Annotated in this window: 12 protein-coding genes; all 12 read right to left on the reverse strand. The window is 69.6% G+C overall.

Translation table 11 applies throughout. The annotated features are described in order from the left end of the window. Window positions 1-40: 40 nt before the first annotated feature. Entirely contained in the window at window positions 41-802 is a 762-nt protein-coding gene (locus G4D83_RS12715) for a hypothetical protein (protein WP_163864985.1), read from the reverse strand. Window positions 803-809: 7 nt separating this feature from the next. Then, complete coding sequence (locus G4D83_RS12720; RefSeq protein ID WP_163864986.1) at window positions 810-3,107, reverse strand: glycosyltransferase; 2,298 nt, start codon at window positions 3,105-3,107, stop codon at window positions 810-812. A gap of 5 nt (window positions 3,108-3,112) precedes the next feature. After that, window positions 3,113-4,150 carry a hypothetical protein gene (locus G4D83_RS12725; RefSeq protein WP_163864987.1) on the reverse strand — a complete coding sequence of 346 codons (1,038 nt, stop codon included), beginning with the start codon at window positions 4,148-4,150 and terminating at the stop codon, window positions 3,113-3,115. Window positions 4,151-4,178: 28 nt separating this feature from the next. Then, a complete protein-coding gene (locus G4D83_RS12730) occupies window positions 4,179-7,577 on the reverse strand; it encodes a phage tail protein (protein WP_163864988.1) in 3,399 nt (1,132 codons plus the stop codon). Between the two features lie 10 nt (window positions 7,578-7,587). Next, entirely contained in the window at window positions 7,588-9,651 is a 2,064-nt protein-coding gene (locus G4D83_RS12735) for an AAA family ATPase (RefSeq protein WP_163864989.1), read from the reverse strand. 14 nt (window positions 9,652-9,665) lie between these two features. Then, a complete protein-coding gene (locus G4D83_RS12740) occupies window positions 9,666-11,690 on the reverse strand; it encodes a hypothetical protein (protein ID WP_163864990.1) in 2,025 nt (674 codons plus the stop codon). A 93-nt stretch (window positions 11,691-11,783) separates the two neighbouring features. Next, window positions 11,784-14,276, reverse strand: a complete 2,493-nt coding sequence (locus G4D83_RS12745; protein WP_163864991.1) for a VWA domain-containing protein — start codon at window positions 14,274-14,276, stop codon at window positions 11,784-11,786. A 10-nt stretch (window positions 14,277-14,286) separates the two neighbouring features. Next, complete coding sequence (locus tag G4D83_RS12750) at window positions 14,287-15,246, reverse strand: IPT/TIG domain-containing protein (RefSeq protein ID WP_163864992.1); 960 nt, start codon at window positions 15,244-15,246, stop codon at window positions 14,287-14,289. 42 nt (window positions 15,247-15,288) lie between these two features. Next, window positions 15,289-16,575 (reverse strand): hypothetical protein, encoded by a 1,287-nt coding sequence (locus tag G4D83_RS12755; RefSeq protein WP_163864993.1) that lies wholly within the window; start codon window positions 16,573-16,575, stop codon window positions 15,289-15,291. A 3-nt stretch (window positions 16,576-16,578) separates the two neighbouring features. Next, entirely contained in the window at window positions 16,579-18,015 is a 1,437-nt protein-coding gene (locus G4D83_RS12760) for a hypothetical protein (RefSeq protein ID WP_163864994.1), read from the reverse strand. Then, a complete protein-coding gene (locus G4D83_RS12765; RefSeq protein WP_163864995.1) occupies window positions 18,012-20,783 on the reverse strand; it encodes a phage tail protein in 2,772 nt (923 codons plus the stop codon). The genes G4D83_RS12760 and G4D83_RS12765 overlap by 4 nt, the downstream gene beginning before the upstream one ends. Then, window positions 20,784-23,087, reverse strand: a complete 2,304-nt coding sequence (locus tag G4D83_RS12770) for a baseplate J/gp47 family protein (protein WP_163864996.1) — start codon at window positions 23,085-23,087, stop codon at window positions 20,784-20,786. Between the last annotated feature and the right edge of the window lie 5 nt (window positions 23,088-23,092).

The following is a 23,092-nucleotide window of genomic DNA, read 5'->3' on the forward strand; positions in this document are numbered from 1 at the left end:
CACCGTCGGTGTTTCATGAAGTCGTGATGCGTCAATGGCATCACTCCCCTGGAGTGGGGGTGGTGACGCCCTGGCTGTGATGGAGGATGAGCCGGGGAAGCCAGCCGCCGAGTTTGCGGCAATGTCTCAGGGCGGACATGCCCATTTCCTTGTACGGCACCCCGCGCGCGCCCCGGCCGAAGTAGTGGATGACCCAGGCATTCTCCAGGAGCCACGCCACCTGGTCCTCTGACAGACGCAGCTCGCCGGTGAAGCCGCTCTCGGAGGCCCAGTTGAGCCGGCCGGTGGGCAGCGACTCGACGAGCTTGGGGTGGACGCCGATGAGGCGGTTGCACACCGTCTGGTCCGTCCAGTGGTCCCAGTCCGTTTCGGGAACGGCCATCATCGCGGCGAGCCAATGCTCGGCGAAGGCATCGCCCGGTGGGCTGGCGCAGACCCCGGCGCAGCGGCGGCGAGAGTCCCAGCACTCCTCGCCGATGGTGAATCGCTCCACGGCGGGCAGCGGGCGCAGCGTCACGGTGTCGAACGCGTCCAGGTACCAGCCGCCGTTCTGGAGGAGCGCGAAGGCCCTCATGCGTCGCGAGGCGACCTCCAGCCTCGTGGTGCCCAGGCGGGAGCAGTGCTCGGCCAGGTCCTCGAAGTGGGCGCCGGGGAGCAGGGGTTGGTAGCGGCGGATGCCAGGCTCGTCGCAGTAGATGAAGGTCCTGGCCTGGGGATTGTGTTTCATCGCCGAGCGGATGGCGGCGACGACGGTGGGGCGAAGCGCGCCGCCGTGGAAGCAGAAGTTGAGAGCGGGAGTCATGTCGCGTTCAGGCCGCGAGGAGGGCGTGGACGGCGTCGAACGCGTCGCCCATCAGCGCGCGCACCGTGTCGGTGGGGTGGGGGTGCCAGTAGCGATGGTGGACGCGCTTCGGGTCCACGTTCGCATCGTGGATGCACGCGACGAAGAACGACGGGTCATCGAGCACGAGGAGCTTGCGGGACGGGTCGCTCCAGAGAAAGCGCGCGTCCTCGCCGATGTTGATGTCGGGGAACGGGTTCCGGCTCCAGAACGACTTCGTGTAGCAGAGCGTGTTGCCGGAGACCCAGGGCCGCTGACCCGGAGGATAGACGTACTGCCAGGAGCGGTCCGTCGCGGGCTGGTGGTAGTAGACGCGCGTGAGGCCGCAGACGGAGGCGCCCGAGTCGAGCAGTGACGTGGCCTGGTAGCGAAGCCGATGAGGCGCGGACCAGTCGTCGTCATCCCAGTGGACGATGAGCTCGCCGCGCGCGGACTGACAGGCGAGGTTGCGCTTGGCGCCCACGGAGTGCCGCCGCTCCAGTCTCACGTAGCGGATGCGAGGGTCCTCGGGGAGGAGGTCCTCCACGGGCTGGGTGCCATCGTCGACGATGATGAGCTCTCGCTCCGGCCAGTCCTGCGCGAGGAACCAACGCACCGCCAGCGGGACGAACTGGCGTCGGTTGAACGTGGGCATGATGCAGGACACCGTGGGCTGGGCGCCGTGTGGCAACGGGGCGTCCGTGGGCCGTGGTTCCTCGGTGCTCGGGGCCACCTCCTGGCGCGTGGCCATGGCGCGCTTTTCGAGCACGGCCAAGGTGCCGGCGGTGCGGAGCGCGCGGTAGCGACCCTCATGGACCAGCTCGCGGACAAGGCGCTTCACGCCAGGGAAGTAGTCGGCGCAGTCGTGGAAGGCGACCAGTCCTCCGACGACGAGCGAGGGCTCCAGGTGGAGGAAGTCCGCCAACACGCTGGCGTAGTCGTGGAGTCCGTCCACCAGGAGCAGGGAGATGGGTGCGCCCCAGGGGACACCAGGGGCGTGCTGATGATGGACCTGGATGCGGGAGGCGAGTCCGCTCCTCTGGAGCGTGCGCGCGAGCTTCTCGCGGGTGGAGCCCATGTGCTGGAGGTTGCCGCCGCGCGCACCCACGACACCGTCACCCGGGTCGATGGCGTGAATCGGAGGAGCGACGCCAAGCGATTGGGCCACGCGTCCGAGGACGACGGTGGCCTTGCCGCAATAGCTGCCCACTTCGACCACCGCGTGTGACGTGGGCAGCGACGTGAGCGCGCGAGAGGTGGCGGCGATGAGCAGGTCCGCCTCGTCGTCCGTGAGCCAGCCTTCGACTTCGCGCATCTCCGCGAGGATGGGCCGCGTGAGCAGCAGACCGGGCGACTCCGCGCGAGCCTCGTCCATCACGGGCGCGACCGCTGAAGGAGCGGGCACCTCACCGTTCTCGGGCAGCGGCGCGAGGCATGGCAGCACTCCCGCCACGAGCGTGGAGGGCTGCTCATACCGCCCGAAGTGATTGCGCACGTGAGCACGCAGCGGGTCGTCGAACTGGCGCGGGATGGGGTGCGCCCAGAACACATCAGGCGAAGCCATGGCGGCGTCGAGCTGCGCCGTGGAGTACCGGACGCGATAGCGGACCAACTCGTAGTTACACGGACTGACGAGCACGCGGTGGCCGAGCAGGGCCGTGAGCGTGGGGAACAGCACCTCCTCGGTGGCCCAGATGCGCGAGCGGCGGAGAATGTCCTGGAGCTGCATGTCGCGCTCGAACAGCGAGACGAGGTCGCGGGCAGCCTCCGCGCTGAAGACCGTGGACGGCCAGAAGGTCCAATGGACGAACTGCGATTCGCCCTGGGGGAACTTGCGGAGGAAGGGACGCCACAGGTCCACTTCGCGCCGGGCATGGACGGCGGGAGCCGTGCGAGCCCCCGGGCCATGCGGCGCTTGAACGTTGCCCAGCAGGCCGGCGCCGGGATTCGCGGAGAAGAACGCACGCAGGTGCTCGGAGTAGCCGGGCCGCAAGCCGAGCTGGTCCGAGTCCACGATGGTCATCGCGTCGAACGGATGGTGCTCCAGCGCGAAGCGGAAGCAGTCGAGCGCGAAGTCATGCAGCCAGCCCCACTTCATCGGACGCGGGGTGGGGTGGATGACCGCGTTGTACTGCTCGAAGGGGAAGCCCTCGAACAGCTTCGAGTCGTGCCCGCCGTTGTAGAGCAGGATGAGCGAGCCTGGGTCCAGGTGATGCAGGTTGCGCACGAGGTCGACGACGCAGTCGGGACGCTCGTGGACGAGACAGGCGTAGACGTGTCGGAACATGGTGCTCAGACCTCGGTCAGGTCCACGGCCTCGAGCTTCAGGCCAAAGTGGTCCGCGGCGCGCGCCAGGTCCTTCTTGGGCACGGTGGCCTCGTTGGCGTCGTAGACGATGACGTGCGTGCAGCCCGCTTCGCGACGCTGGTCGATGTCCCTCCAGGCTTCCGCGGACAGGGCCTCGTGCACGAGCTGCCAGTCATCGTCGAGCTGACCGAGGAAGCCGAACGCGTCCAGGCCCTCGCGGAACAGCAGGGGCGCTTGAAAGCCGAACCCCAGGTAGTGATAGGCGCGCAGCCCCTTCCCATCCGCCTCCACGGCATCGAAGCCGAACCAGGTGCTCGGGTCCTTGGGGTCGGGCCTGGAGACCGTGGGTGGGCGAGGATGGCTTCGCTCATAGAGCACATGAGGATGTCGCTCGGGATGGGCGCCGCGCTGGAGCAGGTCCATCAGTGACACCTTGTGCCCCTCCGCTTGGAGCTGCCGGTGACGCTCGTAGCCGAGCGGCAGCACGAAGGAGCTCAAGTCATAGGGCCACAGCGAATGGTCCGGACTCGCGGAGAGGTCGAAAATCTGCGGGACGGGGGAGTGCCCCAGCCTCCAGAGCCAGTCGGATTGGCTCCGGATGAAGTGCTTCTTGGCGCGAGGTGCCTCGGCGGGTGGCGCGTAGGGTTGGGCGAGCCGCGCGATGACGACCTGGAGCGCGCGCATCGTGGCGTCGCGTGGCACGGGCGCGGCGGCGATGCGCTTCCACAGCGCGGACTGGTTTTTGCCCGCGAGGTGGGCCGCGATGCTCAGGCCCGCGATGTTGGACAGCGCGGCGGGCGCGGTCAGGTCCGCGTCATCGAACCCTTCGAAGTACGTGGAGATGAGCCGGTCCGCGAGCGCGAGCGCCCGTTTCACCAGCGGCGCGTCGCCTGCGATGAGCGCATGGAGCACGGGTTGAAGCGAGTTGGGCCGCAGCCCCGGGTCCTCCTCCCAGTCGGACAGCAGCACGCTCGCGGAGGCGCGCAGTCGGTAGCGGGTGGAGCAGAGGTTGACCCAACACATCACATGCCTCCTGAGCGCCTGGCGCGGTTCAAATCTTCTCCACCCGCACGACGACATTGGCCACCACGAGCTTCACTTCATCATCCTTCATCGCGAAGTTCGTCTTGAGGTAGCTGGCGAGCTCGGCGCGGATTCGAGCAGCGATTCGCGCGAGCTTCGCGGCCGGGATGTGGGCCTGACCCGCCAGGAAGTAGATGACCTCGACCCGTCCCGCCTTCAACGCCGCGTTGACGCGCTTGACGGTCTCCTGGTCGGTCTGCCCTGCCGTGGCGCGGGCCAGGTTGCCCTGCAGGTTGTCCGTCGTCGCGGACAGGGGATTCTCGCGCGTGCGCCCACTGGGCTGCACGGTGCCCACCTGCTCGGGTGGGACGTATTTGACACTCTGCGGTGTCTTGCCTCCGAGGAACTTGGCCTCGCCGATGACGACGCGGTCCTGCGCGGGCGTGGCACCGGGGGCGAGCCCCGCGACGTCGAGGCCGGAGTGGGTGAGGGCCTTCTCCTCGGAGACAATCGAGATGTACTTCGGGTTGTCCGCCTTCACCTTCGCGGTCGCCGCCGCCTCCGCCTCCTTCTGCTGCTTGCGTCCCTGCGCCGAGGCAATCCACGTCCCCGATTTCGGTTCGCCCTTCTTGCGCCAGTGCCACTCGGTGTTCTCCGAGTCGATGCAGTAGAAGTGCTCGGCGCCGCGGGCCGAGGACTTCCATTCGTAGCGCACGTCGCCCTTGGCGCCCTCGGGGCGCACCGTCTTCACGTAGTCCTCGTCGATGAGTCCCTTGTCGCTCACGCCCTTGAGCTGCTTCGGGTTCATCTCGGCGTCGACAGCGACTCCGGCGCCCTGGCGGATGACCTCCAGCTTCGTGAAGCCGAAGCGCGACTTGATGGGCCCCAGGCCCTTCTTCAGGTCGCCGATGCGCTTCTCCTTGCCCCGGTCCGCCGCGAGGTAGCTGTCCAGCGCGGCCATGCCGTTCTTCCACCGCTCGGCGATGGGCACCTGCGACTCCGGCCCCGCGCCCTTGGCCTTGCCGAACAGCTTGCGCGCCAGGGCGACCAGCTTCGCCAGCACCTTGTCGATGGCGCGGTCCACCATCCCCTGCACCTTGAGGATGGTCTCCTTGATTTTGTCGCTGATGCCGCCCAGGCCGATGAGCCGCGCCAGGAAGCTGATGACCACGGGCACCGCGCGCCCCAGCGCCTGCTCAATCCAGTTGGCCGCGCCTCCAATCGCTCCCGTGGCGATGGCGTGCACCGAGCTGATGATGGCCTCGATGAGCGACATGATCTGACTGGCGCGCTCGATGAAGAACATCACCGTGTTGTAGATGGCGAGGACGGCCTGGATGATGGCGCCCGCCGGGTTGAACATGGAGATGATCTTCGTGATGGCCTGTTTGACGACGGTCTCGATGAGCCACGACTTCAGGGCCTCGATGACCATGTCCTTCAGGTTGCCGAGGTTCTCCTTCATCTGTTCCCACATCGCCGCGGGTCCAGACGTGATGAGGGTGCGCACCAGCTCGAAGACCTTCTCCAGCAGGCCCACGGTGCGTTCGCCCAAGAGCTTCACGGCCTTGGCGCGCATGCGCTCGTAGGTGATGCCGAGCACCGCGAGCACCAGCTTGAGGATGCTGGGCAGCGTCAGGTCCGTGGGGATGGGGATGCCCGCCTGCGCCAGCGCGCCGAAGAGCCACTGCATGAAGCCGCGAATCAGGTGGGCCTTGATGTTGCCCAGGAACTGCTGGACGCCCAGCTTGATGGCGGAGATGAGGTTGGACAGGAACCCGATGGGGTCCGCGAGGATGAGCTTGATGGTCTCCCAGCCCTTGCGCAGCAGGGCCATCAGCTTGTCCTTGAACTCGGTGAGGATCTTGATGACCTCGCCGATGGCGTCCGCCAGCTTCTTCAGCGCGCCGGCGTTCTCCTCCTCCAGCTTCTTGAGCGCCGCGTCCGCCTTGTCGAACGCCTCCTTGTATTTCTGGGCCAGCTTCTGGGCCAGGTCGTTCTTCTTCGCGTCAATGCCGCTTCTCAGCTCGTCGAAGCGCTCGCCCACCGCCTTCTGGGCTTCTTGCCCCACGCCCTGCAAATCACGCGGGAGGCTGTCGACATAGGTCTTGATGGCGGCCTGGCCTTTGTCCACGTCCGCCTTGGCCTGGGCCAGCCGGTTGTCCACCGCAGTGGAGATGCGCACCGCGAGCGCATCCATCTTCGAGGCGAAGCGTGTGCGAGCCTGCCCGAGGATGACCTTGATGCCCTCGGGCACGGGGCGGAACAGGTCCGCCACCCAGCGGGCCTTGCCCGTCAGGCCGCTGTAGCGGTCGTCCTTGAACTTCTCAATCTCCCGGTCCGCATAGGACTTCATGTCCGACAGGGCGGCCTCGGCGCCCAGGTCGAACATGCGCATGACGTCCGCTTCGAGCGTGGACAGCCGCGAGTCCACCCGTTGCTTCGTCTGCTGGTACATCCGCTCGATGTTCGCGGTGACTTCCTTGCGCCGGGCCTCGTCCTTCTGCTTCGCCAGGAGCTGGCGCGTCTTCACCTTGCTGTTGCCGGACACTCGGACGCCGGCCATCTGCGCCACGCCGGCACGGGCGTCCCCACCGGCCTTCGCCTTGGCCTGACCGAGCGTGCCCGTCTCGCTCGCGCGGTACTTGCCGGGCGCGGCCCCCGCGGTCTTCTCCACCTGTCCCTTCTCCGAGAGCACCTTGGAGAAGCGTGGGTCGTTCGCCTTCTTGAGCTGGTCGGGCGTCAGCTCCGCGTCCTTCATCTGCTGGTCCGCGTCCTGCTTGCCCTTCTGCAGCGCCTGCACCTGGGTGTTCGGCTTGGGCGCGGGCATGGCCTCGGCGCCGTTGACCGGAAGCGACTCGGGCGCGGGCTCGGAGGGCATGGCCGAGGACTGTCGGGCGGGCACGCCACTGGGGTCCGGAGCCGCCGCGGTGGCGGCCTCCGTGGGGCCCGTCGCCGCCTGCTTGGTTTCGCTGACGCCTCCGGCGACGCTGTCCTTCACCTGCGCCGTCTCGTTGCCCTCCATGAAGCTGTCGGCGTCATCCAGCGTCTTCGGCATCACCTTCTCGATTTCCGCGCGCAACATCGCGAGGAAACCGTTGGGCTCTGTCTTGGGCGCTTCCGCCGCCTTCATGGCGTCGACTTGATTGCCCTTCGCGCCCGCGAGCTGTTCGGTGGGCGGGGACACGGCGGCGGCCTGCGCCTCCGCGGCCTTCTGCGACGCGGGGGGATGCTTCTTCGTCTTGTCAGAGCTCTTCTTGAGCTGCTCGATGACCTTGCGAAAGCGCGGGTCCTTCTCCGCGTCGCCACCGACCTTGATGGCCGCGCCTCCGGGAGCCGCCGCGCTCGTGGCCCCGGCGCGCGCGGGCGCCGCTCCTCGCGCGGCTGCGCTGGAGGCGGGTCGGGCGGATGCGCGGGCGGGAGGCATCGGGAGTTTCTCAGCCTCGCAGGGACTGCGTGGTGGCCCGGCGCAAGGGACAGACGTCTCCGGCCTTGCGGTATTCGCGCGTCACCCCGGCCTCCAGGTGCGCGGAGCCGAGCGGTGCCTGCTCCTCCAGCGCGAGCAGGGACGCATGCAGCACCGCGTTGCGAATCTGTCCGCCGCTGAGCTGGCAGCGCGCGGCCACCTCGCGAAGCAACTGGCTGTCCACCGCGTGCGCCGGAGGCAGGTGGAGCTGCCACAGCGTCCAGCGCTCGGAGGCGTCCGGCGAGCGGAAGTCCACCACCACGTCCATCCGCCGCTGGAACGCGGTGTCGATGGCGTCGGACGCGTTGGTGGTGACGATGAGGATGCCCTCGTAGGACTCGATGCGTTGGAGGAGGTAGTTCGTCTCCAGGTTGGCGTAGCGGTCCGTGGAGGAGCCCACGCCCGTGCGCCGCGCGAAGAGGGCGTCGCCCTCGTCGAAGAGCAGCACCACGTCCAGCTCCTCGGCGAGCGCGAAGATGCGCGCGAGGTTCTTCTCCGTCTCGCCGATGTACTTGTTCACCACCGACGACAGCTCCACCCGGTACACGTCCAGCCCGAGCGCCGCCGACACGAGCCGCGCGGCCAGCGTCTTGCCCGTGCCGCTGGGGCCTTGGAAGAGGGCGCGCACGCCCGCGGTGAGCTGTCGGGCCAGGGCGACTCCCATCGCCGCGCCCATGCGCTCCCGGTGACGGCAGCGCGTCTCCAGCAGGCGCAGCTCGCGCAGCGTCTCGCTCGCGACGGAGAGCTGGCTCCAATCACCTGGAGTCGTCACCCGCACGGCGAGGGTATCAAGGGCCTGTCGGTTGAGCGCGCGCGTGGCCTCGCGCACGTCGGGAGGTTCGATGCGCTCCCGGCCCGCGAGCGCCGCGTGGGCCTGGGCCAGCCGGGCCGCGCGCCGGAGGTGTCCTCGGGTGAGGCGGAAGCCCGTGCTCAGCGTCTCCAGGGCGGGACAGGCGCGGCCCGCGAGTCCTCGCTCCCAATGCAGCGCGCGTTCGTCCGGCCCCGGCATGGCCACGTCCAGCGTGAGCGCGCGGTCGACACCGTCGCCCGTGACACCACCCAGTCGTCCGAGCACGACGCCCAGCGGACCGTCGAGCCCCTCCAACGCGGGAATCTCGGCGGCCTCACCCGGAGGCGGGTCTGTCACCGCCACGGGCATCGCATGGAGCAGCGTGGCCAGCGGGCCCACGACGCGCCAGCGTGCATCCTCCCCCTTCTGGAGTCCGTCCACCTCCAACACGCCGCGCCCGAGCGAGCGCGCCACCGAGCGGAGCAGCGTGCGCCGTCCATTGTGCCGAGGCCCGCGCAGCACCAGCGCGCGCACTTCGTCGGTGCCGAGCAGGGTGGGGAGACGCTCCAGGGCGTCGCGAAGTGACTCCGGAATGATGAGTGGCTCGTCCTGCTCCAACCGCTCCAGGGGATGATGCTTCATCCACGGTGTGGGCTTGTCGGGAGCCTCGCCGCGCAGCGCATCCCAGACCGCGCCTGAGACATGGAGCGCCCACTCGGAGCGAGGGGCCTCGCGGTCCGTCACCTCCACGAGCCCCAGCTCCATCAGGCGACGCAGCCGTCCGCGCGTCTCACCCCGGTCCTCGTCTCCGCGCCAGCCGGCGTTGAGCAGGCCGAGCGTTGGACGGTGGAGCGTGGGCGTGCCCTGGAGTGACGCGAACAGCGCGCCAAAGCGGGCGTCTTCCTCCACCATGCCCACCGCGAGCAGGAGCGTCAGCGTGTCATGGTCCAGCAGCGCGGCCCGGCGCAGCGCGCGCAGGGGGAGGTGTTCGGTGACGTCTTCCTCCCAGGCGGAGATGGCCTCGGCCCACGGGCCCGCGCCGTTCGACACTTCCAACGGGTCGATGCCCAGCTCGGTGAGCTCCGCCCGGTAGGCTTCGAGGAAGGGGAACCGCACGAGCAGGGAGTCCTCGCCACCGCACAGGCTCGCGCCCTGGGCGAGCACGCGCGACACGGCGGCGAAGAAGTAGAGCTTGAAGTGCTCGTGCGCTGAGGACTCGGTGGGGGGCGGCTGGGAGATGGACATGGCGCGCCTCGGGCTCACTCGAAGTGGAAGGTGAGGTGTCGCCCCTCGGAGGGCAGCCACCCGATGTCGCGGTCCAGGCCGGCGATGCGCACCGCCAGCGGGAGCTGGGCCAGGAACAGCACCACGTCCACATGCCCCTCCGTCACGTGCAACCTCGCGTCGTGTGCGAGCAGTGTCGCGTCCAGGGCTGACGCATCGTCCGGCGACACCCCCAGCGCGCGGCACAGTCGAGCGCGACAGAACGGCACGAGCCACCCGAGCCAGCGCTCCAGGGGCTCGGTGTCGAGCGGACCTGTCTCGTCACCTCGGGACAACGTGAACGACGACACGGAGGAGTAGGGCGCAAGCTCGCTTTTCACGAGTGCCTCCGCGTCGCGTCCATCGCAGGGGACATCCAGCACGAGGAAACCCGCCGCGTGGTGCACACGCAGCCGACCTTCGAGGATGCTCCACGTCCAGCGGGTGTCGCGGAACGTGCGCAGCCAGCCAGGCGGGATTCGCCAGGCCTCGGGAGGTGTGAAGTCCTGACCGGGAAGGACTCCGGGCTTCCGGCCGGCGAGCAGCGCCAGCACCTTCCACACCGGGTCATTGGGACGCGGGTCCACGCACAGGCGTCGGCCCACGAGCGTGATGAAGTCCCATAGCGACAGCGGCAGGTTCGGATGCGCCGGCATCGAGAAGTCGCCGTACAGCTCCAGGAAAAGGCCCAGGTTGACCAGATAGAAGAGGCCGCCGAGGCATGTGGAAAAGGGCAGTCCCCACGCGCGTCCGGAAGGTGGCTCGAGCTCTCGGAGTGACGTCGGTGGTGTCGTGGTGTGCACGGGGGACCGCGAAAGGTCTTCAGTCGTGGAGGCGGATGAGGCCTCACGGGACAACGGGCTCTCGGCGCTCGGCGAGACCTCGATGGCCCGCGACACGCCGTCGACGTCCGAACGCTCCCCGGCGCTTTCACCCGCTGTCGATGCTTCGGCCTGAATCAGCGCGGGGCCCGCCACGATCTCCTCGAAACGTGCTGTCTCGTGAGGGGGCCGGGCCGTGGGTTCCTCGACGGGAGCCGCGAAGGCCGTGACGTCAGGAGCCGATTCAGCGTGCGGCCTTGGAGGCGCGCTGACCGCGAGAGCTTCCGTCGAAGCCTCATGCCGAGCCGCGCGCGGTGTCACGGAAGAGGGAACCGACAGCGACTCCTCCGCACGTCGCCAGGTGCCCACGGCGGGGAGGAACTCCGGGCGACGTGCCTCCACTGGCGCGCGACGCAGCGTGAGCGCGACTCCGAGCAGGGCCGCGTGTTCACGTGAGTCCTTCAGGGTTCTCGCTTCGGGGGCCCAGGGCTCCCATGGCGCGGCTGCCGAGTGGGGCGCACCGCCTGCCTTCACCGGCACCGCTGGCTCGACAGCGGCCACGGGCTGCTCGTCGTTCGCATCGTGTGTGGGCGCATCGAGCGCGGCGGCGGACAGTCCGTGGACCCGGAGCACCCGTGTGAGCAGCTCACGCGCTTCCGGAACGGTGAACAGCGACACCACGGAACGGACCTCCCGTTGCCGGGTGAGGAACTCCAGCGCGCTCGGGACGTACTCGGGCGCGCGCAGCCATTCGGTGACGACGGTGCGGGCCAGGTCCGCGTTGGGGAACAGGCCCCTCCACCACCAGTGGGCGTTCGCGAGGCCACGGCTCACGTCGCTCGCCAGACAGGCCAACAGCTCGGAAGGGTCCGCGAACAACACGGCCTCCGCGCCAGCCGGCACGACACCCCGCGCGGGCCTCGCGGCGCGGGCCACCTGCTCTCGCAGCACCGAGGACAGCGCCTCGTTCCACGCCGCGGGTGGACGCAGGGCCTGCTGGCTCACGGGGAGCACGCCGGGCTTCGGGTCCATCAACCGCCGGATGCACACCGTGGCGGAAGGCGGCAGGCCCGGCGGAAGCAGGTCGGCGCCCGCCAGCACGGCTTCCAGCCGCAGCCTCGCCGAGAGCGGCTCCAGCTCCGCCCCGCGCAGCCGCAGCCGCTGGATGACCGTCCTTCCTCGCGCCGCCTGCTCATGCATCGTCTCGACGTCCTCGTGGGTTCGACGTGATGAAAATGAGGCGATGCCACGGGTCCGGGAGCCCTCGTCACGAGGACTCCCGGAGGCCAGACATCAGTCCCCGTCGTGGTGCTTGCGGCGACGGCTCGCGAGGAACCCCAGGGCCACGAGCCCCAGGACGCCGGTGGAGCCGCTCGGACGCGTGTGCTTGCAGGGACAGCCCTCCGTGGGAGGCACCGGTGGACTGGAACCGCCGTCATCTCCCGTGCCGCCGTCACGCTCGGAGCCGTTGTCCCGAGGCTTTGGCTCCACTGGCTCCAGCTTCGTGACCGGGCCCTTGGCCACGGGCGTGCCGTTCACGAGCACGATGATTTCGGTGCGGTCATCAAGCCCGGACAGGCGGACCTCGTAGGTGCCGTCGACCCTGGGCGTGGTGGCCGGGGCCTGCCTGCCCTTGCCTTTGAACTGCACGACGACGCGGTCCTCGAAGCCCGGGCCCACGTAGTTGCCCAGCGCGTCCCGCGGGGTCAGCACGAGCACGTAGCTGCCAGTGTCGACCCTCGTCACCTTGACCTCGAACTTTGGGCCAAAGGGCAGCACCTCCACCTGGGTCTCCAGGAGTTCCGTGCGTCGCACTGGCTCGCCGGCGGGGCCCCTTATCAAGAGCTGGAAGTGGAAGCGGTACGTGCCGGGCGTCTGCGTGTCCGCGAACTCCAGCTTGTAGATGCCGGGCGCGGTCTCCTTCAGCGCCAATGAGTCCTTTCCGACGGTGGTCCCCAGCTTCCTCAGGAACTCGGGGTTCCTCATCAGCGTGTCCAGCTTGGCCTGGTACGGTGACACCGGGTCCGGCCCCTGTTCGACGCGCCCCTCGGCGCGCGTCTCGTGCATCAGCGTGCCCAGTGCCCCGTTCGGCGTCTCCACCAGGACGGTCAGCTCGCCGTTGTTGAGCTTCTCCAGCGGCTTGCCGTCGAACGACACCTGCGCGACGACCTCGAGCGGCTGGCCCGCGGAGTGCCGCACCTTGTCCAACGAGAGTTGGAAGTCGAGGCTCTTCTCCTGCACATAGGCCGCGAGCTGGTACGGAATGGCGGGGCTCGCCGTCCCGGGGATGCGGCTCACCGTGAGCTGCCACTTGCCGACCGGCCCCGCCTTGGGGAGGTCATAGCGGTTCAGGACGTGGCTGCGGCCCGTCTTCACCGCCACGGGCTTCGGGTTGCTGCCATCCGGCGCGGTCACCTTGAGCGTCACGGGCTGCCCGCGCGGGCTCGTGGTGAACCAGCCCACGTTGACGTAGAGGCTCTGCACGGTGCCGTCCACGTCGACGGTGCGGCTCGCGGTGTTGGTGCCCGCGGGCAGGGTGGTGGAGCTCTGGAGCAGCGTGGCCAGCGTGTTGCCCTTGAGCGCCGCGACCAGTTGCTGCGCGAAGGCCGTGGTGGTGCCGCTGCTCGTCGTCAGGTGGTTCTGTCCGGCAGTCTGCTGGGAGACGGCGTTCATCAGGTCCGCGTACGGGACGGCGCCGCTGGCCACCGCCACCGTCAGCATGGGGACGCAGTGATTGGTGAGGCGCTCCGTCGTACCGGGAGTGACTTCCAGCACCTTGAAGCCGATGTCCGGGCCCGTGCCGTCCTTCACCATGGGATTGACGTTCTGCATGCCGTCCGTCATCACCACGAGCGTCAGGTCATTGACCTTGTCCTCCTGCCACGCGGCGAGCGCATCCCGGATGCCGCCGCCCATCGCCGTGGTGCCCGCGGTGACATTCGCGTTCACATGGCTGACGGCCTGCTCCCACGGGTGACCGCCATCCATCAGCGCCGGAGCGCGCTCGACGAACAGCTTTCCGTTGAACTTGGTCGGCTCGGAGTCGCTCTCGAAGTAGACGAGCGCCAGCCGGTCCCTTCCCAGCCCCGAACCGCCCGCCTCACTCAGGGGATCCAACCCCTCCACCTCCCAGAAGTGGATGAACTGCTCGGCGGCGCTCTGCAGCGCGAGCCACTTCTGCACGTTCATCGAGTCACCGGGCGTCGCCGAATCCATGCTGCCGGAGCGGTCCAGCACCAGCGCCACGTCCATGGGGATGCGGCCCCGATTCACACCCGGAGGCGGCAGGGTCCAGTTCGTCAGGCCCTTCACCCGTCGCGAGGAGCAGGTGCACTGGTCCAACGATGGCGCGGCGAACGTCGTGGTGCGATAGCCCGTGAGGTTGTTGAAGTTCGTGGCGTCCGGCGTGAAGCGAATCGTCCCGGAACCATCCTGGGCGGGCTTGATGCCGCAGAGGTTGTCCAGGGCGGCCAGGACGTCCCGCCGCTTGTAGTCGATGATGATGGCGTTGGTGCCGGCCCCGACGATGAACACGTTGTCGCCGTTGGCCAGGTTGACGGGCCCGCCGCCCACCACCACATCGGTGTTGCCCATGGACGTCTCGAAGTTCAGCGTCGCGCCGTTCTGAATCGGCGTGCTGGACTCGAGCATCACCTTCACGCGGGTGATGGGAATGGTGGTCGCGGGCGCGGAGATGGCCAGTTCGTGCGTCGCTGCCAGGGAGCCCGTCGCCCCCAGGAGGAAGGGGAGCGCGAGCCAGGAAAGCCTCTTGGAATGTCTTGGCATGTGGTGGACCTCAGGGCTTGTAGATTTCGAGTGCCTGCGTGGGAGACATGGCCGTCCCCACGCGCACCTTGATGTTGACGATCTTGCTGTCCCCGGAGAGGTTGATGCCCGTCAGGGACGAGGGGATGGTGACGACGAGCCGGCTCGGCAGCGTGGACGTGCCCAGCGGCTGCACGCCAATGGGCGTCCCCGAGGTGCCATCCCGGGGCTGGTCGTCGAAGAACACGCGGATGTTGGTCAGCGTGGTACCGAAGTTCTGACCGTTGATGATGAGCTCGCCGCCCAGCGGGGCGTTGGCGATGCTGAAGGGAGTGATTGCGGGCAGCGGCGTGCCGGTGGGCCCCAGGATGATGAGCTGCGAGGACGTCGCGCCCGCGGGGTTGGTCACCACCACCGTCACCGTCTTCTGCTGGCCGGCCGCGGGTGGGTTCGCGACGGAGGGCACGACGACGAACAGCGAGTAGCGCGTGCTCGCGTTCGAGGGCGGCGCGGCCACCGTCCCGTCGAACGTCACCGTGTTGTTGCCGCGAACCGCGTCGAAGTTCTCGCCGATGATCTGCACCTCCGTGCCGATGTTCGGCGTCAACGGAGAGAAGCCGCTGACGGTGGGCTTCGCCGGAGGCGTGGGCGTGGAGCCGGCCTGGGTCGCCACCAGCAGGTGGATGCCCGTGCCGTCCTGCACCCGGGTGCCCGGCGTGGGAATCTGCCCGATGACCGGCCGCGCGTTGTTCTTCGGGTCATTGAGGTTCACCACCAGCCCGGAGGCATCCATGGACAGGGCGAGCTGGAGGTTGCCGCCGGACTGCGCAATCAGGGCCTTCACGTCGAGCAGCGTTCGGCTGAAGAGGTTGGGCACCACGTTGGGGCCGCCCGACGTGGTGGCCAGCGCGTTCAGCAACTGGATGATCGCATTGATGAGCTCGGCGCTGATGAGGTCGCCGGGCTTGACGAGGTTGAGTGGGTCGGCCATCGGGGTCTCCTCGCGGCCTGCGAGAGATGGAAGGTGGAAAGGTCAGCGGGGCAGCGCGTAGTTGCCGAAGTGCCAGTGCGCGGCGTCGGACCGCGCGTCACCCAGGTAGGGCAGGTAGCCACTGGCGAAGACGAGATAGGGCTGGGGCCGAGGGGCGCTCGCGTCGCTCTGCGCGAGCTGGTTCTCATGGACCAGGTACAGCCACAGGAAGGGCTCCTTGCGGACCAGGTCCACCGGCGGATACGCCAGCGACATCCTCAAGAGGGCCTGCAGCCGCGAGCCCTCCACGTGGACCGGCGCCTCGGGGGGATAGGTGAGCCCGTCGAAGAACTTCGTGTACGTGAAGCCGCGCGCGCCCGTCATTCCCTCCAGTGGCAACAGTCCCACCGCGGGCAGCGCCACGAAGTGGTCCAGCGCGCGCACCGTCTCCGGTGTCCCGGTGCGCAGCGTGTCCAGGTGCTCCTGGAACTGGAGGAAGCTCGCCTCGCCCTCCGTGGCACGCCGGTCGTCCAGGCCCAGGCCCCAGCGCTCTGGCGTGGCCACTCGCGCGGGCCGGCGTCGCGCGGCCCAGGCGTCCACCCAGCGCAGGCCCACGCCCGCCTTCCAGTGCACCACCGCCAGCGGCACGTCACACGACGTCAGCGCCGCGGGCCGCAGCTTGTCGATGAGGCCATAGGGTGGATTCGCCGGCCCGAAGGGATTCACCATCCACGCGCGGCTCGCCGCGTCCGACGTGCCCAGGCACAGGTTCGCCACCCGGCTGCGCAGGTGCGCTTCGTCCGAGAGCTGGGCCGCCGTCAGCTTCAAGTCCAGCAGCCGGAAGCGCACGCCCTCCACGCGCCGCTTCGCTTCGCAGCCGGAGGAGGGATTTCCACCGAGGCCACTGACGGGCGCGCGCCCCTCGCGGCCGGACGCGGGCGAGAGGACCAGCAGGTACACGCCCGTGCCGGACACGTAGTCGCTGCTGCCCGGCGAGCAGGTCTCGAAACCGCCCGTGGCGGTGGCCGTCGCGCCGCTCCCGCTGTTGGAGGGGCCTCGCACCAGGGAGACCTCTACCGGCTGGAGCAGTTCCAGCGCGTGGCCCGCGCGACTGAGCGCCAGGCCCGCCGTCACGGTGACGAGCGGTGAGGACACGGTGCTTCCCGGTGAGATGGACACAGCGAGCCCGTGGGCGACACCTTCGCCCATGGCTCGCACGTGTCGTCCCAGCGCCGCCTCGTGGGCGGTCTGCTCCTGACTCAGGTCCTCTGCGGACAGCAGCCGGCCGTTGAAGAAGTTCGTCGAGCGGATGCCGTCCTCGAGGTACGCGGTGTCCAGGTCGATGCGCATGGCCTACCTCAGGCTTTCCGTGCGAGGGCTCGGCTTCGTCGGGCCACCGACTGACTTCTTCTTCGGGGCGATGGCGTACTGGCTCACCTCCACGATGAGGCCCATCTTGCGGAGGGTGAGGATGGGGAGCAGCGCGTCCTTGTCGCGCACCTTCAGCAGCAGGCCGTCCGTGTCCGCGCGCACGAAGGTGATGGAGGGCTGCGTCACCAGGCCGTTCTGCGGCTCCACGAGCGTCGTCTTGAGCACGTAGCGCCACTGGTCCGGCTGGTGCGAGTAGCCGGTGAAGCTCACCGTCACGAGCCCCACGTCCACCTTCGTCACCTTCAAGCCGTTGTAGCCGACGTCGGTGGAGGTCTCGTCGATGGGAATCATCCCCGACGCGATGATGGAGTAGGGCGGCAGGTCGTCCGGACGGTGCACGGCCGAGGCGTCACGGGCGAGCCCCGCCAGCAGCCACTCCTGGAGCATGCGCTGGTGCAGCAGGACGGGCCGCCGCGCCTCGTCCACCGACTTCGTGCCCGCCGCGTCGACCTTCCAGGGGCCGGTGCCCAGCTCGCGCACCAGCGGCAGGTCCACCGCCGCCAGGAGGACGCCGTCCGCCTCCGACTCCGGCGCGGGAGACACCGGTTGGGTGCAGCCCTGGGCCTCGCCCAGCCAGTTCGTCCGCCAGAGGGGCCGCAGCTCCGTCACCCACACCCGCGAAGCCTCTCGCAGGAAGGACTCCACGTCCGTCTCCAGCACCGGCACCGGCCCGCCGGGCAGGTCGTCCAGCACGTAGTCGTCCACCGGTGACACCGGCGAGGAGGGGACGACGGAGTTTCGCAGCAGCGTGATGAACTGCTCCAGCGTGGTGGGCGTGGGCGAGGAGGCGAAGACGTTCATGTTCCGCCGCAGCCAGCGCGCGAAGTCGCGCACCGCGTTCTCCTCCAGCGGAGGCGGGGGCGGCCGGAGCGCCAGCTCCAGGTGGAAGTCGTCCGTAACGCGCGACGGGGCGGTGGTGTCGTCCTCGGTGCGGCACGGCTCACCCGGCACGGGCACCGGGTCCGTGAGGCAGTCGCGGTGGCGCAGCACCACGTACACCGTCAGCCGGTTGCCCGCGCGCAGGTACGCGTCCACCTCGGTGCCTCGCGCGAGGAGCCAGTCGTTGAGCGCCGCGCACTGCGTGGGCGTCACGCGGACCCACTGTCCTCGCGGTGTCAGCGCCGCGCCGGGGGTGACGCGCACCTCCGGGCCCCGTGCGCCAGCGCCATGACTGACGGAGAGGCCCCAGGCGGTGCCGTAGCCGAGCAAGTCGCGCGCGAGCCATCTGTCTCGCTCGGAGAGGTAGGCGAACTCCTGGGTGAAGTCGTCCACGCCCAGCACCATGCCGAGCACGTAGTTGACGTGTTTGGTCGGGTCGGCCGGCGCGCGCTGCACTGACGTGGAAGTGAAGGTGCTCATTGGATGTCGCTCCCGTGGGTCTCACGGCGCCCGAGCAAGTCCCTCCCCAGGATTCGCCGGTCCGCGGCGTCTTGGGGTGGTCTCGGGGCCAGATGGCTTTCCGCCAGGTATTCGCGTCCGAGCCGCATGGCGGGCATCAGCTCGGGGGCACGGCTGCCCAGGTCGACCAGGGTGTCCACGCCCAGGCGGGCTTCGCCGACGCGGAACATGTCCCAGTAGAACTTCACGTCGAACACGGTGTGGGCCGGCTTCTCCACCGCCACCACCCGCATCGCCTGCTCTTGTCGCGCGCGCTGCTCCTGCGCCGCGCTGCCTCGTGGAACGGGCAGCACCACCGTGAAGCGGTGGGCCGCCGCGCGCACGGGCAACACCACCGTCTCGAAGTGGTACCAGTCCGACTGCGCCGGACCGTCCCCGGGCAGCGTCACTGGCGATGTGGCCTGCGTGAAGTCCGTCAGCGGGGTGCCGTGCGCCGCGTTGAGCGCCTGCACCGTCCGATAGCGCCGCGTGAGGAAGTCGAGCCAGCGCGGTGCGCTCGCCGCCGTGGCGGCCGGAATGAAGCCCAGCGCCTCTTGCATGAAGGCTCGCCACACCGTGGCCACGGCTTCCTGCGGGGGCTCGCGCAAGGGGAGCGCATCCACCGGCGCCGTCACTCCGGCGTCCACCAGGGCGGCTTGATAGCGCTCCAGCAGTCGCGCGATTCCCTGCGAAGGCTCCCAGCGGCGTGACGTGGCGGCGGGCTGGATGCGGATGCCTCCCGCCTCGGTGGCGTCCGTCGCGAAGAGGAACGGAGTGCGCGCGGAGCGGAAGCGCTCGACGATGCGGTAGCGGGCGCGCGTCGGCTCGGTGTCATCGGTGAAGATGGAGTCGTCCGGACAGTCGTCCAGGGCCACGCGCAGGGCCATGCGCAGGCCGCGCGGGGTGCCTCGCCACTGGAAGAAGTCCAGCGTGTGGCGCAGGAAGAGGCGGCGACGCGTCTCGTCCCAGGCAGGGTCCAGCGCCACGCCGAACCAGGAGGCAAGCCACTCGAGCGCCTCGGGCGGCGCGCTCCTCGCGTCGAAGAGGACCTGGGCGGCGGCGATGCGGTCTTCCAGCGGCGTGAGCAGGCCCTCGGGGTTCGCGAGGAAGCGGTCCAGGAAGCTGGCCGACTCCGGGTCCTGTCGGTACAGGCCGGGGAGGTATTGCTCCGCGTAGGAGAAGCGCGGGTACCAGGCGCGCATCGCATGGACTCGCGGCGTCGCTGCGCCTCCACCCTGGAGCGTCAACTCCACCTGCGCATAGCGGCCCTTGGCGCGCTGGAAGAGCACCTCGAAGGTGCCTCGGTGCTCGCCCTTCGCAGTCGTGGTGAAGGGGAGCTCGGAGCCATCTCCGCGTTTGTGGAGCGTGGGCTCCTCGCTGAAGGGCAGCGCCTCCAGGTCCGAGCGCTCATTCGCCGCGCGACTGCGCACCACGAGGCGCGCTCCTGGCGGGAGGGACGCATCCAGCAGCAGGCGATGCCACACGCAGTCGGGCGTGCGCCCATCGAGCACGGGCGTGCGGAGCGTGCCCTCGGCCACGTAGCGCGGGCGGCGCTGGGCGACGAGCGGGATGAACGTGTCAGCGAAGTCGTAGAGGGCCTGGCCGTCCGAGGCGATGAGTGCCTTGCCCCCGAAGAGTCGCAGCGGCAGGTACTCCGGCTGGGCCACCGCGACGAGCGGGCCTCCTTCGGTGGCGAGCAGCTCGAAGGCGAAGGCCTGGTTGCCATCCCGCCCCACGACGACGACACGGCCCACCGAGCCGTCGGACCCGGCGGGAAGCAGCGCCATGTCGTGAACCACGAGGACATACGACGACGAGGGGCTAATCTCCCCGAGCAGGCCGTCCACCTCCAGTGGCACCGGGGCGCCATCGAGGACGCCGTCGCGGTACACGAGCAGTCGGCTGTCGTCGGTGCCTCGGTCCAGCACCAGCACGCGGCCGTCCGGCAGCACCTCCACGGAGATGGGGTCCTGCGCGGCGACGGGCGTCGACGCATCCAGCGTCACCGGGTGCGGGAAGGTGACGGCCGGAATCGTGCGCGTCGGTCCTCCGGCCAGGGGCTGGAAGGACTCCACGCGCGCCGCGGAGAGCACGTCATCCACGCCCGTGCGCACCACGCGGAAGCCCGCGTCCAGTCGCCACAGTCGACGGTGCTGACGGTCCAGCACCACCACGCCGCCATCCGGAGTGGCCGCCATGTCCCACGGCGCGAAGGGCACTCCCGTGGGCCACACGTGTCGCACCGGGGGGCCGCCCGAGTGCAGGTCGAACACGAGCAGCCCGGCGGGAGCGACCGTGCCCACCACCAGATAGTGATGCCCGCTGATGGCCATGCCCGCGAGCAGTTCGGGCGTGGGAGGCGTGGGCGGAACGAGCGGACCGAAGCCACCCGTGCCTGAAACAGGTGTGGCCTCGGGAGTGACAGGCCAGAAGTCACTCGTCTGCCGTGAGCCGCTGGAGAGGACCTTCAGCATGCGCCCGTCGCGAGCCACCCAGTAGACGTTGCCGTAGCGGTCCTTCGCGGCGCCGCGTCGGTCGTCCAGGACAGGAGGCACATCGCGAGGCGCGGCGATGAAGCGGAACAGCTCCGCGCGCAGGGAGACCTCCGCGCGTGTGGAGTCCCACGCGACGTCCGCGCCGGTGCCGGACGCCTCGCTCCAGGCCTCGGAGAGCAGTCGGCCCTTCGAGGTGCAGCGGCCCCAGTCGTCGCGACCGAGCAGCAGATGAAAACGAGCGCCGTTGGCATCCATCTATCGGCACTCCTCGGGAACGATGGGCACGGAGACGAACGGCCGCTGCGTCGTCGTGACGGACGTGCCGCGCAAATCGTCGAGCGAGGGCGCGTCACCCACGGCGACGGAGAGACCGGCGAGCCGAGGGAGCTGGAGCCCCGTCATCGGTATCTGGTCCTGCTGCGTGCCCGTGGCGAGACCCAGCCGCACGCCGCGCACCAGCGCCACGCCCGCCACACGACTGGCCACGGCCGCCAGCTCCAGCGACACCACCGCCTTGCGCAGCGGCCAGCCCCGTCGCGCCACGGTGGCCGGATGCGCTCCCGCCAGGGACACCGTCTGCTCCAGCAACTCCGCGTCCTCGGGAGGCAGGGGCGACAGGAACTCGGTGAGGGCCGCCTTCACCGCCTCGCGCACCTGCGCCTGGGACACTCCCGCCACCACCTCCAGGCCCACCGTCACCCAGATGGGCCGGTATTGGGGGCGGCGCACGAAGACCTCGGTCGTCACCAGTCGGCGCGGCGCCAGCCAGCAGGCAATCGCATCCAGGAAGGTGTCCGGTCCCTCCACCTCGCGCGCGTCGGGCTCCGAGCGGGGAATGGCCAGCACCGTCACCGCGCCGGGAGCATCCCCCGGCTCATTGGGCGAGAGGGCGGGGTGGAACGCGGGCAGCACATCTACGCGGCCCACCGCCACGCCGGGCGTGCGCAGCGTCACCGCCTCGAAGTCCTGCGCCGTCACCAGCCTGTCCCGGTGCTGGAGGAATCGCGAGATGTGCCGCTCTCCTTCGAGCACGCCTTCCGCGTCGGAGCCGCCCCACGTGGGCAGCGGGTTCGCCACTTGGATGCCGGGAGGAAGCGCGGGCCCGCTCGCCACCGTGCCCGTGGCCACGTTGCCGGCGCGACCCACACCGTGGTCGTAGTCGGCGCGCAGCGTGGCGCCGAGTGGAGGCCGCGCACCGTGCGCACCGTCACCAAAGCGCAGCTCGCCCGCTTCGGCGTCCAGGCGGAACACCTTCACGCGCGTCTGCGCGGGGCGAGGAGAACCGGGCGGCAGGCGCGGGTCCGGCACCGACACCTCGGGGCCCGCGCTCGTCAGGTCGTCAATCTCCTCCCACGTTTCGGTGACGCCGTTCACCGTGACGCTCAGCCGCACCGAGCCAGGCAGCACCGGCGCGCGCGACAGCTTCAGCGCCTGGTCCGGCTCGCCCGAGCCCGTGGGCAACAGCTCGCTCGTCACGCGCTCGCGCTGGGACACAGGCGCGGCGTTGATGCCGGCCCACAGGAGCTTCGTCGTCACCGGCGCGGAGGCGGTGATGCGGACCCAGGTGATGACGCGCGCCTCCAGGTCCTCATCGTCGAGCGAGGGAGGGAAGTCGCGCGTGCCCGCCTCCAGCGGGTCCAGGTTCGTCCACAGCTCCAGCTCGGCGAGCGTGGAGGGCAGGGGGACGTCCACCACGGACGGCTCGGTGGGCATCTCCGAGGTGACGAGGGTGCGCCAGCTCGCGTTGCGCAGCGCCGGGTCCTCCGGGAGCTTGCCGTCCACCGGCAGCCGGGGAAGCTGGAACTGCAGCACCGCCGAGCCCACGGGCCGCGCCTGTCCATTGGGGACCAGGTCCCGGCCCTCGGAGCCGCCAGCGGGCGCGAGCCCCACCGTCAGCACCTTGCCCTTCAGCTCCTCCCTCGCCCGAGTCAACGCATCGGGGAGCTTCCGGTCCGCGGGCCGCAGCAGCAGGGCCACCCACAGCGCCTTGTCCAGCGTCTCGGTGTTGAGGTCCAGCGGCTCCGTGCCGCGCGGAGAAAAGGGCGTCGTCTCGTAGAACTGCAGTTCGTTGAGCGGCGCGGGCGGAGGCGCGGTGGCGGTGAAGGAGGCGTACAGCTCCTGGTAGTACTCCTTCACGCGCTCCTCGGGCGCGACGCTCCGCTTGTAGAAGCACGCGGCCTCCACGGGCAGTACGTCCAGGCCGCGCTCGGTGCGGAAGGGGACCTGTCCCGCGCGGACCTCCACGCCCTCGGTCAGGGTGAGGGCCTGGGGAGGACCGCCGCGCTCGTTGCGGAGGGCGACCAGGCCGCGCGCGGAAGCGGCGGGCAGCAGCGGCACGCCGAGCAACTGGAGGAACTTGAGCCGGTTGCGCTCCGGAATCTGGTTGGCTCGGTAGAGCAGGCTCTCCGTCAGGAAGGCGAAGAGCTCCAACAGCGTGACGCCCGGGTCGGACTTGTTGAAGTTGGTCCACTCGGGGTTGTGGATGGGGATGCGCGCCAGCGCCTCGTCGAGGAGCTGCTGATACTTGCGGTCATCGATGGGCGGGAGGGTGAGTGGCACGATGT

Source organism: Myxococcus eversor, assembly GCF_010894455.1.
Classification (GTDB): Bacteria; Myxococcota; Myxococcia; order Myxococcales; family Myxococcaceae; genus Myxococcus; species Myxococcus eversor.

Excerpts from the sequence above, each read along its gene's own strand:
- G4D83_RS12760 (WP_163864994.1), bottom strand. The coding sequence starts at position 18,015 with ATGAGCACCTTCACTTCCACGTCAGTGCAGCGCGCGCCGGCCGACCCG.
- G4D83_RS12755 (WP_163864993.1), bottom strand. The coding sequence starts at position 16,575 with ATGCGCATCGACCTGGACACCGCGTACCTCGAGGACGGCATCCGCTCG.
- G4D83_RS12730 (WP_163864988.1), bottom strand. The coding sequence starts at position 7,577 with ATGCCTCCCGCCCGCGCATCCGCCCGACCCGCCTCCAGCGCAGCCGCG.
- G4D83_RS12715 (WP_163864985.1), bottom strand. The coding sequence starts at position 802 with ATGACTCCCGCTCTCAACTTCTGCTTCCACGGCGGCGCGCTTCGCCCC.
- G4D83_RS12720 (WP_163864986.1), bottom strand. The coding sequence starts at position 3,107 with ATGTTCCGACACGTCTACGCCTGTCTCGTCCACGAGCGTCCCGACTGC.
- G4D83_RS12725 (WP_163864987.1), bottom strand. The coding sequence starts at position 4,150 with ATGTGTTGGGTCAACCTCTGCTCCACCCGCTACCGACTGCGCGCCTCC.
- G4D83_RS12750 (WP_163864992.1), bottom strand. The coding sequence starts at position 15,246 with ATGGCCGACCCACTCAACCTCGTCAAGCCCGGCGACCTCATCAGCGCC.
- G4D83_RS12735 (WP_163864989.1), bottom strand. The coding sequence starts at position 9,651 with ATGTCCATCTCCCAGCCGCCCCCCACCGAGTCCTCAGCGCACGAGCAC.
- G4D83_RS12765 (WP_163864995.1), bottom strand. The coding sequence starts at position 20,783 with ATGGATGCCAACGGCGCTCGTTTTCATCTGCTGCTCGGTCGCGACGAC.
- G4D83_RS12740 (WP_163864990.1), bottom strand. The coding sequence starts at position 11,690 with ATGCATGAGCAGGCGGCGCGAGGAAGGACGGTCATCCAGCGGCTGCGG.
- G4D83_RS12745 (WP_163864991.1), bottom strand. The coding sequence starts at position 14,276 with ATGCCAAGACATTCCAAGAGGCTTTCCTGGCTCGCGCTCCCCTTCCTC.